Annotated in this window: 14 protein-coding genes; 7 read left to right on the top strand and 7 right to left on the bottom strand. The window is 67.8% G+C overall.

Features of this window, described 5'->3' with window-relative positions; genetic code table 11:
• Positions 1–17 precede the first annotated feature (17 nt).
• On the top strand, positions 18–410 hold the full coding sequence (locus tag ILT43_RS13405) for a hypothetical protein (protein WP_204199486.1): 393 nt from the start codon (positions 18–20) through the stop codon (positions 408–410).
• 52 nt (positions 411–462) lie between these two features.
• On the opposite strand, the gene ILT43_RS13400 is transcribed toward ILT43_RS13405, so the two are convergent.
• Complete coding sequence (locus ILT43_RS13400; RefSeq protein WP_204199485.1) at positions 463–1,626, bottom strand: mechanosensitive ion channel family protein; 1,164 nt, start codon at positions 1,624–1,626, stop codon at positions 463–465.
• A gap of 11 nt (positions 1,627–1,637) precedes the next feature.
• Positions 1,638–2,630, bottom strand: a complete 993-nt coding sequence (locus tag ILT43_RS13395; RefSeq protein WP_204199484.1) for a DNA topoisomerase IB — start codon at positions 2,628–2,630, stop codon at positions 1,638–1,640.
• A 112-nt stretch (positions 2,631–2,742) separates the two neighbouring features.
• Between ILT43_RS13395 and ILT43_RS13390 the strand changes: the two genes are divergently transcribed.
• Positions 2,743–3,306, top strand: coding sequence for a type 1 glutamine amidotransferase domain-containing protein (locus tag ILT43_RS13390; RefSeq protein WP_211534529.1), 564 nt, complete (start codon positions 2,743–2,745; stop codon positions 3,304–3,306).
• Between the two features lie 91 nt (positions 3,307–3,397).
• Here ILT43_RS13390 and ILT43_RS13385 read toward each other — a convergent pair whose 3' ends face one another.
• Genes ILT43_RS13385 through ILT43_RS13375 form a run of 3 tightly spaced genes read right to left on the bottom strand, consistent with a single transcriptional unit; the run spans position 3,398 to position 5,944 of the window.
• Positions 3,398–4,516 (bottom strand): acyltransferase family protein, encoded by a 1,119-nt coding sequence (locus tag ILT43_RS13385; RefSeq protein WP_204199483.1) that lies wholly within the window; start codon positions 4,514–4,516, stop codon positions 3,398–3,400.
• Positions 4,468–5,808: a putative O-glycosylation ligase, exosortase A system-associated gene (locus ILT43_RS13380; protein ID WP_204199482.1), complete on the bottom strand. Its 1,341-nt coding sequence runs from the start codon at positions 5,806–5,808 to the stop codon at positions 4,468–4,470. The genes ILT43_RS13385 and ILT43_RS13380 overlap by 49 nt, the downstream gene beginning before the upstream one ends.
• Positions 5,801–5,944, bottom strand: a complete 144-nt coding sequence (locus ILT43_RS13375; protein WP_204199481.1) for a hypothetical protein — start codon at positions 5,942–5,944, stop codon at positions 5,801–5,803. The genes ILT43_RS13380 and ILT43_RS13375 overlap by 8 nt, the downstream gene beginning before the upstream one ends.
• Before the next feature lie 296 nt (positions 5,945–6,240).
• Here ILT43_RS13375 and ILT43_RS13370 point away from each other — a divergent pair, with 296 nt between their 5' ends.
• From ILT43_RS13370 to ILT43_RS13360, 3 genes are all read left to right on the top strand, one after another.
• Positions 6,241–7,479, top strand: coding sequence for a TIGR04063 family PEP-CTERM/XrtA system glycosyltransferase (locus ILT43_RS13370; protein ID WP_204199480.1), 1,239 nt, complete (start codon positions 6,241–6,243; stop codon positions 7,477–7,479).
• Positions 7,452–8,198, top strand: a complete 747-nt coding sequence (locus ILT43_RS13365) for a hypothetical protein (RefSeq protein ID WP_204199479.1) — start codon at positions 7,452–7,454, stop codon at positions 8,196–8,198. The genes ILT43_RS13370 and ILT43_RS13365 overlap by 28 nt, the downstream gene beginning before the upstream one ends.
• Positions 8,199–8,273: 75 nt before the next feature.
• The gene (locus ILT43_RS13360) at positions 8,274–9,836 is read left to right on the top strand and encodes a spinster family MFS transporter (protein ID WP_204199478.1); all 1,563 of its coding nucleotides are present in this window, start codon (positions 8,274–8,276) and stop codon (positions 9,834–9,836) included.
• A 54-nt stretch (positions 9,837–9,890) separates the two neighbouring features.
• Here the strand turns inward: ILT43_RS13360 and ILT43_RS13355 are convergent, their stop codons facing one another.
• Together ILT43_RS13355 and thpR are read right to left on the bottom strand one after the other, a co-directional pair.
• Positions 9,891–10,433, bottom strand: a complete 543-nt coding sequence (locus tag ILT43_RS13355) for a superoxide dismutase family protein (RefSeq protein WP_204199477.1) — start codon at positions 10,431–10,433, stop codon at positions 9,891–9,893.
• A 13-nt stretch (positions 10,434–10,446) separates the two neighbouring features.
• Positions 10,447–11,025 (bottom strand): RNA 2',3'-cyclic phosphodiesterase, encoded by a 579-nt coding sequence (gene thpR / locus ILT43_RS13350; RefSeq protein ID WP_204199476.1) that lies wholly within the window; start codon positions 11,023–11,025, stop codon positions 10,447–10,449.
• Positions 11,026–11,182: 157 nt separating this feature from the next.
• On the opposite strand from thpR, the gene ILT43_RS13345 reads away from it, so the two are divergent.
• Together ILT43_RS13345 and ILT43_RS13340 are read left to right on the top strand one after the other, a co-directional pair.
• Positions 11,183–11,923: a Bax inhibitor-1/YccA family protein gene (locus ILT43_RS13345; protein WP_204199475.1), complete on the top strand. Its 741-nt coding sequence runs from the start codon at positions 11,183–11,185 to the stop codon at positions 11,921–11,923.
• A gap of 99 nt (positions 11,924–12,022) precedes the next feature.
• Positions 12,023–12,767, top strand: a 745-nt coding sequence (locus ILT43_RS13340; protein WP_204199474.1) for a transglutaminase-like domain-containing protein, incomplete at its 3' end; no start/stop codon positions are given.

Genomic DNA, 12,767 nt, shown 5'->3' with positions numbered 1-12,767 from the left:
AAAGGGGTGCTGAAATCATGCGATCGATGGTCGTCACGATGCTGTGTCTAATCGTCGGGACCGGGTCGGTTGCTCAACAAGCTCAATCGGATGCACGGACATTCGTCATCAAATACGAGATCGTCGATGGAAACCGCGTCATCGGCAGACCGCATATCATCATCGCCGACGGGGGAACCGGCACGGTGGGCAGCGGGGCGTTTGCGCTGCGATCAACGCTGTCCCGCGTGCCGGGCGGTCGGGAAGACGCGAGACTGGTCGCATCCGACCTGTCGCTTCGGAGCGGAGGCAAGCTGATGCGCGTGGCGTCTCCCCAAGTGACCGGACAGATCGGGAAGGCGACGACGGTCGGCATCACCCGCTCCGGACAGGCGCCGTTGACGATGACGGTTCTGGTGGAAGAGCAATAGGATCGTCCGCCGTGCCGGGACGAGCACGGCATGACGGTGAAATCAGGCCGCCCTAACCTTCGGTCTTCTGCACCGCATAGGGCATGACCAGCGTACCGTCGGGCGCGGCGGTGTAGGTGGTCTGGGTGGGATAGGGGATGACGATGCCCTGTTCGGCGAAGCGGCGCATCAGCAGCACCAGCGCTTTGTTGCGGGTCGCGTGGGCGGTGGGCCAGTCGTCGCCGGGCACGTCGAACTGGACGATGAAGTCGAGGCTGGACGCGCCGAAGGTTTCGAAGCTGGCGCGTGCAACCTTGCCGCCGGCGTCTTCGAAGACGGCCTTCAGCAGGTCGGGCAGCGCCTCCAGCTTTTCCGGCGGGGTTTCGTACGCGACGCCGATCGTCAGGGTGACGCGGACGTGATCGCGGTTGGAGATGTTCTGGATCTCCTTGTCGAGCAGTTGCCGGTTGCTGATGACGCGCATTTCGCCGCCGAACGAGCGGATGCGGGTCGATTTCAGCCCGATCGACTCGATCACGCCGACGGTCTGGTCGTACTGGACCTTGTCGCCGCGCCGGAACGGTCGGTCGAAGATGATCGCCAGCGCCGCGAACAGGTCGCCGAAGATACCCTGCGCCGCCAGACCGATGGCGATACCGCCGACGCCAAGCCCCGCAACGAGGCCAGTGACGTTGACCCCCAGATTGTCGAGCACCACCACCAGCGCGATCGCGAACAGCGCGAACGTGATGAGGACCCGGATCAGGCCCATCGCGGATAGCAGCGCCTCGCCCGAGTAATGCGCCGACTGGGTACGATGCTCGATCGCGCCCAGCGCGATCTCCCGTACCCACGCCGCCGCCTGGAAGACGGAGGCGATCGTCCACAGGAAGTTGATCGTGCTCGATACCTGGGACGGTGCGCCCGCGTAGCCCGCGACGAGTTTGGCGGCGAGCATGATGATGAAGAAGTTGCTGGTCTTCACCAGCGCGCGGCCGATGATCGAGCCCCAGCCGGCGCGGCCTTCCGGATCGCGCACCGCCAGCTTGCCGGCGAGGCGGCGGGCCGCGTGAAGGACGATGACGATGATCGCCCCGATGGCGAAGGCGATCAGGATCTGGAGCCAGTGATGCTGCAACCACTCCCGGCTGGCGGTGAACAGTCCGCTCGTCTGAGTGGCGAAACCGGAGGCGTCGAACAGCGGCTCCTGCGCGTTGGCGGCGGGGGATTTGGACATGGCGAACTTACTCAGGTGGTGGGCGTGCCGGCTTCGAGGAACGCGATCAGGCCGCGCTCCTCGCGCGTCAGATAGCGTTTGGCACGGGGGAGGCGCGTGGCCTTGCGAAACGCCGACTGACCCTTTTTAACGAGGTCGATCAGCGACGGGTGGACATAGCTCTTACGCGCGATGGCGGGCGTATTGCCCAGCTTTGCGACGACGGGCTCCAGCAGCGACTTCAGGCTCAGGTCCCGCTCGGCGGAGGCCAGAGCCTCGAACGCGCAGACGCTCGCGCACCAGGTGCGGAAATGCTTGGCGGTGAAATCGTGGCCGGTCGCCTCGCGGATATAGTCGTTGACGTCGGACGAGGTGACCGGATGCGCCTCGCCCTTGTCGTCGACCCAGGCAAACAGATGCTGTTCGTCGAGGTCCTGCATCTTCTTGACCGCCGACGCGAGCGCGCGGTCGGCGACCTTCATGTCGCGTTCCTTGCCCGATTTGCCCTTGAAGCGAAGGCGGAGCGTATGCCCCTTCACCTCGCCATGACGCTTGCGCAGCGTGGTCGCGCCAAAGCTCTCGTTGCTGGCGACGTACGCCTCATTGCCGACGCGAAGGTGACCGACATCCAGCAGCCGCACGACCGCGGCGACGGCGCGGTCGCGGGAGAGCGAACGCTTGTTCAGGTCCGCCTCGACCTTCTTGCGGATCGCCGGCAGGCAATGGCCAAAATCGGCGCACTTCTCGTACTTGGCCGCCTCCTGCGCCTCGCGGAAGCCGGTGTGGTAACGGTATTGCTTGCGGCCCTTCTCGTCCCAGCCGACGGCCTGGATATGGCCGTTCGCCCTGGGGTTGAACCATGCGTCTCTGTAGGCGGGGGGCAGGCCGATCGCGTTCAGCCGGTCGATCTCGTTGCGGTCGGTGATGCGGTCACCGCCCGCATCGTAATAAGCCCATCCGTTCCGCACCTTACGGCGCGTGATGCCGGGCTTCGAGTCATCGGAATAGACTATGCGGGTCGCCATTGATGCTCCGGTCGCTTCTTGTCCGGGCAATGCATGGACTCGTCGCTTCGTTCCGGAACGAGGCCGTGAGGCGGGGGTTGAGGCGGCTCCCACCTCGACAGGAGTTCATCCGATGGCAGATCTTTCCAAGGCGCGCGTGCTGATGCTGGCCGCCGACGGTTTCGAGACGGTGGAATTGTTCGAGCCGAAAAAGGCACTGGAGGCCGCCGGGGCGACGGTGACGCTGGCCTCGATCAAGACGGACCCGATCCAGGGCATGGAGCAGGACCTGAACAAGGCGGAGACGGCGACGCCGGACCTGACGCTGGATGAGGTGGATACCGACGATTACGACGCGCTGGTGCTGCCGGGCGGCACCTGCAATCCCGACAAGCTGCGGCAGGAGGACCGAGCGGTCGAGATCGTCGCGGAGTTCATGGAGGACGACAAGATCGTTGCGGCGATCTGTCACGGCCCGTGGCTGCTGGCGGAGGCGGACGTGATCGATGGCCGCCGGCTGACCAGCTATCCGTCGATCCGCACCGATCTGGAGAATGCCGGCGGCGACGTGGTGGACGAGGAGGTCGTGGTCGACGGCAACCTGATCACCAGCCGCAAGCCGGACGATATTCCTGCGTTCAACCGGGCGATCATCGCGGCGCTGGTCGAGGAGCTGGCGGACGAGCCTGCGGAGTAAAAGCACCCTTGATCCTCCCCTCTTCAGGGGAGGTGGCGCGAATGCGCCGGAGGGGCATCCACAGGCCGAACGGTTCGTGGTTGCCCCTCCGTTACGCCTGCGGCGCGCCACCTCCCCGTGCCGGGGAGGATCGCGGAGACCAGCCGCGCACTCCACGCCAGCGCTGCGCCGGAACCTCCACATAGGTGTACAGGCAAGCCGACGCGGCCAGTACCAGCGCAAGGAATATGGCGATCGACAGCGGCGGGACGTCGGCAACGTTGCGGACGGCCACCAGCTTGAAGGCGTGCCAGAGCACGTAATGCGACAGGTAGGTCGCATAGCTGATCGTGCCGAGCCAATGCACCGTTCGCCCCTCCAGCACATGCCCCGGCGTTCCCGCACCGAGCGCCAGCGCCAGAAGGAGCGCCGCGAGCGTGGCCGGCGCGTCGACGACCTCCGGTGCCCCGATTGCCAGCGCGACCCCGCCGACCGCCGCCGCGAGCATCGGCCACCGCGCCGACACGTCGCCACGCCAGCGCAGCCATAATGCGCCCACCGCGGTCCCGGCCGCGAACTCGGTCACGCAGCGCAGGACGCCGAAGCCGGCGATATCCTGCCCCAGCATCGTTTCCCCGCGCATCGCCCAAGCGAGTGCCGCTAGCGGTACGGCCACGCCGAGCAGCACCACCGGCGTCGGACACCGCCGCCAATCGATGGTGAGCACCAGCAACGGGAAGAGCGCATATGCGACCAGCTCGGCGCTGATCGACCAGGCGGGCACGTTCCACGTCGTCGGCGGCACCAGCCCCCAATCCTGCGTCAGCAACAGATGCAGCGGCAGGTCGCGATAGGGGAACTGCGCCCCCACGGGGTGCCCGAGCACGCCCTGCGCGGCGACGATCGTGACCAAAGCCGCCAGCATCACCGCATGCAGCGGCCACACGCGCAGCACCCGCTTGAGCAGGAAGGCCGGGATCGCGCGCCGATCCCGTAGCCGCTCATGCCACGCCAGCCAGATGACGAAGCCGGACAGCAGGAAGAAGAAATCGACCGCCAGATAGCCCTTGTCGAGCACGCGAATGAGGCCCGCCGGCACCCCTGCGATCGATCCGCGGATGTGGAACAGCACGACCAGCCACGCCGCCAGGCCGCGGGCGCCGGTCAGCGCGCGGATCTCCGTCATGCCGGCAGCGGCGGCGTGGCGCGGGCAGGGCGCACGCGACGGCACGTCGCCTCCGCCCGGCGACGCGCGGTATAGGTGTCGAGCCCGACCTGCGCGCCGATCAGCATGTACACGAACGGCTGGAACGCGATGGCGATGAACCCCGCGCCGAGCAGGTACACCATATGCCCGGTCTGAAGCGCGGCGGCGAGCGACCCGGCCCACGCCTCGTCACCCGTGCGATACCGGCGGCGCAGCACCTCCATCCGGAACAGTCCCGCGAGGTTGATCGTCAGCCACAGCGCTAGGCCGGGATAGCCCTGTTCGCCCAGCATTTCGAAATAGGCGCTGTGCCACGCGCGCCCCTGATCGGTCTGCTCGGTTTCCGTCGAGTTGCCGCCGGACGTGTTCACCAGTTCGAGCCGGATGCGGTTCTGGCGATACGCCTCGAACCCGCCGCCGAAGGGATGCGTCTTCGCGAATTCCCACGTCCATGCCCACACCGCGAGCCGCGTGCTGGCGGAGGCGTCGGCCTGATGGTTCTGGATCGTGCCCATGCGTTCGGTGAACGCCGACGGCAGGAACGGTACGGCGACGAGGCCGAGCACGCCGATCGCCGCCAGATAGGTCGCCTTGCGCTTCACGGTGCGCAGCGACAGCGCTGCGACGAGGCCGATGCAGAGCAGGCCGGTGCGTGTCGACGTGCCGACCGGGATCAGCAGGCACGCGAACACCAGCGCGAGGCCGAAAATCCTCACGCGCCAGTCCGGCCGAAAGATCGTGCCGTATCTCATCAGCCAGAAGATCACCGGCACGATCGCGACCGCGACGGTGGAGATCGTCGACCCCTCGTATAGGCCGCTGTTGTTGTCGACCATCAGGTTCAACTGACCGTAGCCGCCACCCGAGACGAGCGTCTTGACGCCGCCGACGATGATGATCGACGCGGCGGAGACGACCATGAACAGCAGCAGCGCCTCGATCCGCAGCCGGGTGCGCAACGTCGACGGCAGGAACGCAGCGAACGCCAGCGCCTTCCACACCCAGCCCCATTTGTCCTGCGCCTCCACCGGGAAATCAGCGGCCATCGTCGTCAGCCAGCAATAGATCAGCAGCAGCACGATCATGCCCTGTCGCGGGGCGAAACGGCTGTCCCGCTTGTCGTCCGCCAGCGCGAACGCCCCGACCGCGAGCACCACCGACACGAGCGAAATCGGGATCGCGTTCAACAGATAATAGGTCAGTCGCTGCGGCGCGACGATGTCGATATAGACGTAGACGAGCACGAGCAGGAATGGTCGCCGCAGCCCCATCCCCATCAGCGCCGCGAGAAAGGCGATGAACGCGAGATCACGCACGCGGACGGCGTCCCGGCTTGGTCGCAGGCTGATCGCCGGCACGCGACTCGCGGTCGAGATCGGGCCGCTTCAGGAGCAGCCACGCCGCGAGCATCAACAGGCCATGTGTGACGCCGAGCGCGAAATTGTCGATCATCCGGTCGCGCTCCTGTGTCTCGATCCCTTCCCTGAGAGGGAGGGAGCCGCGCAGCGGCGAGTGGGTGGGGGCGGGGGTGCCCTCCGGACGCGTGTAGGGGCGCGGGAGTTGAAGGCGGGTTAAGCGCGCGGTGGAACCGTTGCCTTGACCCCATCTCCGTGGGAGGAGGGTAGTCTACGGTCCCTCTCCCCTTGGGAGAGAAAAGGATGAGCGTAGCGACGGGAGGGTGAGAGTCAGCGTCAGCCCGCCCCCCCCGGTTAGCGCAACCTTAAGCGCGTCCGTGCCAAGCGGCGACCATGCGTATCCTTCACATCCTCGACCACGGGCTACCTTTGCAGAGCGGTTATACGTTTCGCACGCGGGCGATCCTCACCGCGCAGGCGGCGGCGGGGCATGTCGTGGCGGCGGTTACCGGACCGCGGCAGGGCGCGTCCGCAGGCGGGATCGAGCCGGTCGACGGGCTGACCTTTCACCGCACGTCGGGCGACGGCACGCCGCGCGGGCTGGTCGGCGAGATCACCGGAATCGCTCGCTTCGCGACGCGCATCGCCGCTGCCGTGACCCATTTTCTACCGGACATCCTCCACGCGCATTCGCCGGCGCTCGACGGGCTGGCGGCGTGGCATGTGGCGCGGCGGCACGGTTTGCCGCTGCTCTACGAGATACGCGCCTTCTGGGAGGATGCGGCGGTCGGGAACGGCACCGGCACAGAAGGCTCGCTGAAATACCGGGCGACGCGGACGCTGGAACGCTTCGTGGTCGATCGCGCCGATGCGGTCGCAGTGATCTGCGAAGGGTTGCGCGGCGACCTGATCGAACGCGGGGTCGCGGCGGACAAGATCATGGTGTCGCCCAACGGTGTCGACCTGACCCTGTTCGGCACCCCCGCCCCGCGAGACGCCGCGCTCGCCGCGACGCTAGGCCTGATCGACGACGAGGTCATCGGCTTCATCGGCAGCTTCTACCCCTATGAAGGGTTGGACGACCTGATCGCGGCGATGCCGGCGCTGGTCGCCGCGCGGCCGCGTGCGACCCTGCTGCTGGTCGGCGGCGGCCCGGCGGAGGCTGCGTTGCGAGCGCAGGCGGCGGCGTCGCCGGTGGCGGAGCGCATCCGTTTCGTCGGCCGCGTCCCGCATGCGGAGGTGGAGCGCTACTACTCGCTGGTCGATGTCCTGGCGTACCCGCGCAAGGCGATGCGGCTCACCGAACTGGTCACGCCGCTGAAGCCGCTGGAGGCGATGGCGCAGGGGCGGCTGGTCGCGGCCTCCGATGTCGGCGGCCACCGCGAGCTGATTCGCGACGGCGATACCGGCACGCTGTTCGCGGCGGACGATCCCGCGGCGATCGCGACGGCGCTGGCCGGATTGCTCGCGGATCGCTCCGGATGGGAGACGCGGCGGGTGAGGGGACGCGCCTTTGTCGAGCAGGAGCGTAACTGGTCGTCAAATATTTGCCGTTACGACACCGTTTACCAGCGGCTGGTCGAGGCCGCGAACAGGAAGTCCCGATGGTCCGCTTACCCCGCCCGCACATGACCGGCCGCCGCCTCTCGACCGGCATGATCCCGACGATCGGCGCGATCATGGCGGCGGCGCTGACCGCGATCTTCTTCCTGATCCTGCCGGATTGGCGGCTGGAGGCGGCGGTGGACGCGAGCGGTCTGGCGCAGTTGCTGCCGCTGGCGAAGCCGCCGCTGGGGCTGACCGCGCGTGCGCTGATCCTGCTGGGTGGCGCGGCGCTGGCCGGTGCGGTCAGTTGGTCGGCGCTGTACCTGATCTGGGGGCCGGGCGGGTTCCTCGCGCCCAAGCCGGTGCGGTTCGGCGGCATGAGCGACGTGCCGACCGCTCGCCGTGCCGATACGCACCCGGACGCGCCGACGCGGCGCCCCTTGTCGGCGGAGGAGCTCGGGACGCCGCCATCTCCCCCCACTCCGCGAATCGCGCCGCCGCCACCTCCGGTCGAGCAGCCGATCCCCGCCGACCTCGAACAGCCGCTCGCCGCATTCCACCCCGGCGCGATCCTCGACGAGCCGCTGGAGCCCGTCCGCCCCGTCGCCCCGATCGCGCTGCCCGCCGTGGAGACGCTGGAGGAGGAGAAGGCGGAGGAGGAGCGCATCGAAACCTTCATATTGCCGATGCCGGAGGTGACGGTCGCACCGTCGCCAGCCGCGGGCGACCGCGCCTCGACGCTCGACGGCCTGATCGCCCGGCTGGAGCAGGGCGTCGGACGCCGTGCGCAACTGGCGCGGCGCTGACCATACCCATTCGCCGAAAAGCGGTAGGCGACCTTCGAAACCTCTGATACCTTCCTTTCCGATAAGGAGAGGGTGATGGCCGAAACGGTTCCCGAGCGGGGTGATGCGCAGGCGTCCGGCTACGCCTGGTATGTGCTCGGCATCCTGTTTCTCGTCTACGTCCTGAACTTCGTGGACCGTCAGATCATTTCGATCCTGGCGGAGGATATCAAGCGCGACCTGCACCTCGCCGATGAGGATCTTGGGTTCCTCTACGGCACCGCATTCGGTGTCTTCTACTCGCTGTTCGGCATCCCCCTCGGGCGGCTGGCGGACAATTGGCATCGCGGACGGCTGATGGTGATCGGCCTGGCCCTGTGGTCGACGATGACCGCGCTGTCCGGCCTGTCGCGCAGTGGCGGGCATCTCGCGGCGGCGCGAATCGGCGTCGGCATCGGTGAGGCCACGGCGAGCCCTTCCGCCTATTCGCTGATCTCCGACTGGTTTCCGAAGCGGCTGCGCGCGACGGCGCTGTCGATCTATTCGGCGGGCCTCTACGTCGGTGGTGGCGTGTCGCTCTTCATCGGCGGGCTGATCGTCCAGAACTGGAACCGCGCCTATCCGGGCGGCGGGCCGCTGGGGCTGGTCGGGTGGCAGGCGGCGTTCATGGCCGTCGGGCTTCCCGGCCTCATCGTCGCGCTGTGGATCGCGACCTTGAAGGAACCGATCCGCGGCGCGGTCGAGGGTCTGCCGCCGCCGCCCAAGCATCCGGCACCGTTCGCGGAGTTCGGGCGAGAGCTGGTCACGATCATCCCGCCGCTGACGCTGATCGGCGCGGCGATGGGCGGGGCGCGCGCCCTTGCGATGAACCTGCTGGCGGCGGGCATCACCGTGGCCGTCGTACTGGGCCTGATCGGCGCGGGCGAGCCGTGGCCGCAATGGACCGCAGTCGGGATCGGCGCCTATGCCGTCTTCTCCTGGGGCTGTGCGTTGCGGCGACGCGACGCGGCGACGTTCGCCCTGATCGTCGCGACGCCGGCATTCGTGCTGACGGTCGTTGCATACGGATTGAACGCGTTCCTCGCCTATGCCGCCAGCTTCTGGGCTGCGCCCTATGCGCTGCGCGTGCTGCACGCCGCGCCGGCGGAGGCGGGGTTCTTTATCGGTGCGAGCGGCGCGCTCGGCGGGTTCCTGGGCGTGACGCTCGGCGGGATCGTTGCGGACCGGCTGCGGCGGACCAATCCGGCGGGGCGGCTGATCGTCGTGATCTTCGGGGCGATCGCGCCGTTGCCGTTCATGGCGACCGCGTTCACCGCGTCGTCGACGTGGCTGCTCTACCCGATGTTGTTCATCGGTCAGGTCTGCGCGGCGACTGCATTGGGCGCGGCGGCCGCGACGACGCAGGACCTGGTGCTGCCGCGAATGCGCGGTACCGCGACGGCGACGTTCTTCATTGGCACGACGTTGCTGGGGTTGGCGCTCGGGCCGTATCTGGCGGGGCGGGTATCGAGCCTTTCAGGCAGCCTGTCGACCGGCATGCTGTCGCTGATGCTCAGCGCGCCGATTACCATCGCCGCGGCGATCATGGCCTATCGGCTCGTCCCCCGCGCCGAAGCCACCCGCGAAGACCGTGCACGGGCGGTGGGCGAGGTGATCTGAGCTTAAACGTCACCCCGGCGAATGCCGGGATGACGTGAATTGTGAGGTTAGGTTTTACCCCGCCTGGAAGACGCCGCAGGCGATGCGCCCGCCGCTGTTGCCCGAGGGGTCGGTGCGCAGATCGTCGGCACTGGCATGCACCACCATCGCGCTGCCGTCCGCATCGAGCAGCCCGGCCATCGTCGCACCGGGGATCGTGATCGCCAGCGTGCCACGACCATCCGTGCCGACGATCAGGTTCGGGAGGTCGCCTTCGTGCGGACCCGCCGGGTTCATCGTGCCATGCTGCTTCGATGTCGGGTTCCAGTGACCGCCGGCGGTCGTGAAGTCCGGCGCGTCGCAGCGGCCGACCATGTGGATGTGCGCGCCGTGCGTGCCCGGCGGCAGCGCGCTGGCGTCGAGCGAGACGCGCAGGCCGCCCTCGACCTCCGTCGCGGTTGCGCGGCCGGCATCGGCGTTGGTCGCGGTACGCAGGCTGGCGACCGCGGTTCCGCCACCCGGCGTCACCGTGCCCATCTCCGCCTTGTCGGTCGCGCAGCCGGACAGGCCCACCAGCATCGCCGCGCCGGCCGTCATCATCACCAGGGTGGTCCGCATCGTCATTCTCCCTCTATTCCGTGGAAGGCCAACCAGCAGCCGCGTCGCGGGTTCCGAGCGGCCAGCGCGCCACCAGTTCGTAGCTTGCCCGCTCACGTCCCAGATGACTGCGATACAGCCCGATGTGCGGCAGCGAGAACGGCTCGCTGGTCAGGCCTGCATGCTGCGCCAGCCAAAGGGCAACGTCGCCATCGCCGCTCGCGGACCGGGGCAGCCGCGCGACGGTGATATGCGGCCGATACGCGCGGCGTTCCGGCGGCAGGCCGGCCATGACGCATGCGCGTTCCACCTTGGCGTGCAGTGCGATCAGCGGCGCGGCGGGAGCGATGCCGGCCCATAGCGCATCGGGCCGGTTGCCCTTGCCGAAGCTGCCAACCCCGGCCAGCGCCACCTCCGGTACCGGCGCGGCGATGCGCGACAGCGCGGCGGCGAGGTCCTCCGCCTGCGGACGCTCGACCTCGCCGACGAAGCGCAGGGTCAGGTGAAGCTGCTCGTCATCCTGCCACCGGGCCGCCCGCACGCCGTCCATGAGATCGAACAGCGCCTCCCGGATCGCAAGGGGCGGACGCAGGGCGACGAACAGGCGAATCATAGGCGTTGCTGTAGCGCGATGGACCGTAGCGCCGCCACGTGCGTTATGGCGATACACGATCTTTTATGACATTTTCTTCATGCTTGAAGTCGGACCGAACATTGCCGATATGATGCGGGTGGCCGGCCCCTTGCCGGTACGAAGGAGCTACATTCAAATGGCCAACTGGTCCGATCCCAGACCGACTGCGACCTCGTTCGGCGCAGGCGCGGCACGTCCGCGTGACGCGGCCTACGACGCGGGTCTTCGGTCCTATATGCTGTCTGTCTACAACTACATGACGTCCGGAGTCCTGCTGACGGGCGTCGTGGCGTTGCTGTTCGCGATGAGCGGCTATGCGGAGGCCGTGTTCATGCAGCCCGGGCCGCTGAAGTACGTCATCATGTTCGCGCCGCTCGCGATCGTATTCGGCATGAGCTTCGGCCAGAGCCGGATGAGCACGGGCACGCTTCAGGCGATGTTCTGGGGCTTCGCGGTGCTGATGGGCTTGTCGCTGTCGACGATCTTCCTGCAGTATAGCCCGGTTGCGATCGCGCAGGCGTTCTTCGCGACCTCCGCGGGCTTCGCCGCGGTCAGCCTGTACGGCTACACCACGAAGAAGGACCTGTCGGCGTTCGGCACGTTCCTCATCATGGGTGTCGTCGGCCTGCTCGTCGCCAGCGTCATCAACATGTTCGTGCAGTCCGGCCCGCTGGGTCTGGTCATCAGCTTCGTCGGCGTCCTGCTGTTCGCCGGCCTGACGGCCTATGACACGCAGCGTACGAAGAGCCTCTACTATCAGGTGCAGGGCACCGACATGGTGGGCAAGGTCGTGATCATGTCGGCGCTGAGCCTGTATCTTGACTTCATCAACATGTTCCTCTTCATCCTGCGTCTGTTCGGCTCCGGCCGCGACTGATAGCTTGAGATAGCGAATCGGGGAGGCCCGGCGGCACACACCGCCGGGCCTCTTTTTTGTGCGCCTGACGGGTTGTGCACGTGACGGGGGAATAGTGGGATGCGGCTCGGGATTTCGGTGGAGCTGGATTACTGGTTCGACGCGGCGGCGGACGTGCTGTTGCAGGTCGAGGTTGCGAAGACCGCCGAGCAGGTGCTGGAGCGATCGGAACTGACGGTCTGGTCCGATCACCCCATCGCCGCGGCGGTGGGCGAGGACGGCATCGGCCAACGCTGCTGGGGCCGCGGCGAGGGGCAGTTCCGGGCACAGTACGAGGCGGAAGTCCGGATCCTGCGCTCCGATATCGACCTGACCACGCTAGGCGCGACGCCGCCGCGCCTGCTGCCCGGCGCGCTGGTGCCGTACCTGCTGCCCAGCCGCTATTGTCAGTCGGACCGGCTCGAGGGGTTCGTCGACAGTGAATTCGCGGGCCTGACCGGCGGTGCGCTGGCACAAGCCTTGGTGGACTGGACCGCAGGCGCGCTGCGCTACCAGATGGGGGCCAGCGAGGGCACGACCACGGCGCTCGACACCTTCGCGTCGCGCCGGGGCGTATGCCGCGATTACGCGCACCTCGTCGTCGCGCTGGCGCGTGCGGCGGAAATCCCGGCGCGGTGCGTCGCGGCCTATGCCCCCGGCGTCGACCCGCCCGATTTCCATGCGGTCGCGGAACTGTGGCTCGACGGCGCGTGGCGCTTGGTCGACGCGACCGGCATGGGATCGGCGGGCGAGATCGCGGTCGTGACCGCCGGGCGCGATGCGACCGACATCGCCTTCATGACCGTGTGGGGCCTGACCCGCCTTC

It is taken from the genome of Sphingomonas longa, from assembly GCF_016892685.1.
GTDB lineage: Bacteria > Pseudomonadota > Alphaproteobacteria > Sphingomonadales > Sphingomonadaceae > Sphingomonas > Sphingomonas longa.
Note: the sequence above shows the minus strand (reverse complement) of the source record. Positions and strands in the feature narration are given on the sequence as shown.

Coding starts and splice junctions, on each gene's coding strand:
- ILT43_RS13395 (WP_204199484.1), bottom strand. CDS start 2,630: ATGGCGACCCGCATAGTCTATTCCGATGACTCGAAGCCCGGCATCACG.
- ILT43_RS13360 (WP_204199478.1), top strand. CDS start 8,274: ATGGCCGAAACGGTTCCCGAGCGGGGTGATGCGCAGGCGTCCGGCTAC.
- ILT43_RS13405 (WP_204199486.1), top strand. CDS start 18: ATGCGATCGATGGTCGTCACGATGCTGTGTCTAATCGTCGGGACCGGG.
- ILT43_RS13375 (WP_204199481.1), bottom strand. CDS start 5,944: ATGATCGACAATTTCGCGCTCGGCGTCACACATGGCCTGTTGATGCTC.
- ILT43_RS13400 (WP_204199485.1), bottom strand. CDS start 1,626: ATGTCCAAATCCCCCGCCGCCAACGCGCAGGAGCCGCTGTTCGACGCC.
- ILT43_RS13370 (WP_204199480.1), top strand. CDS start 6,241: ATGCGTATCCTTCACATCCTCGACCACGGGCTACCTTTGCAGAGCGGT.
- thpR (WP_204199476.1), bottom strand. CDS start 11,025: ATGATTCGCCTGTTCGTCGCCCTGCGTCCGCCCCTTGCGATCCGGGAG.
- ILT43_RS13365 (WP_204199479.1), top strand. CDS start 7,452: ATGGTCCGCTTACCCCGCCCGCACATGACCGGCCGCCGCCTCTCGACC.
- ILT43_RS13390 (WP_211534529.1), top strand. CDS start 2,743: ATGGCAGATCTTTCCAAGGCGCGCGTGCTGATGCTGGCCGCCGACGGT.
- ILT43_RS13355 (WP_204199477.1), bottom strand. CDS start 10,433: ATGCGGACCACCCTGGTGATGATGACGGCCGGCGCGGCGATGCTGGTG.
- ILT43_RS13345 (WP_204199475.1), top strand. CDS start 11,183: ATGGCCAACTGGTCCGATCCCAGACCGACTGCGACCTCGTTCGGCGCA.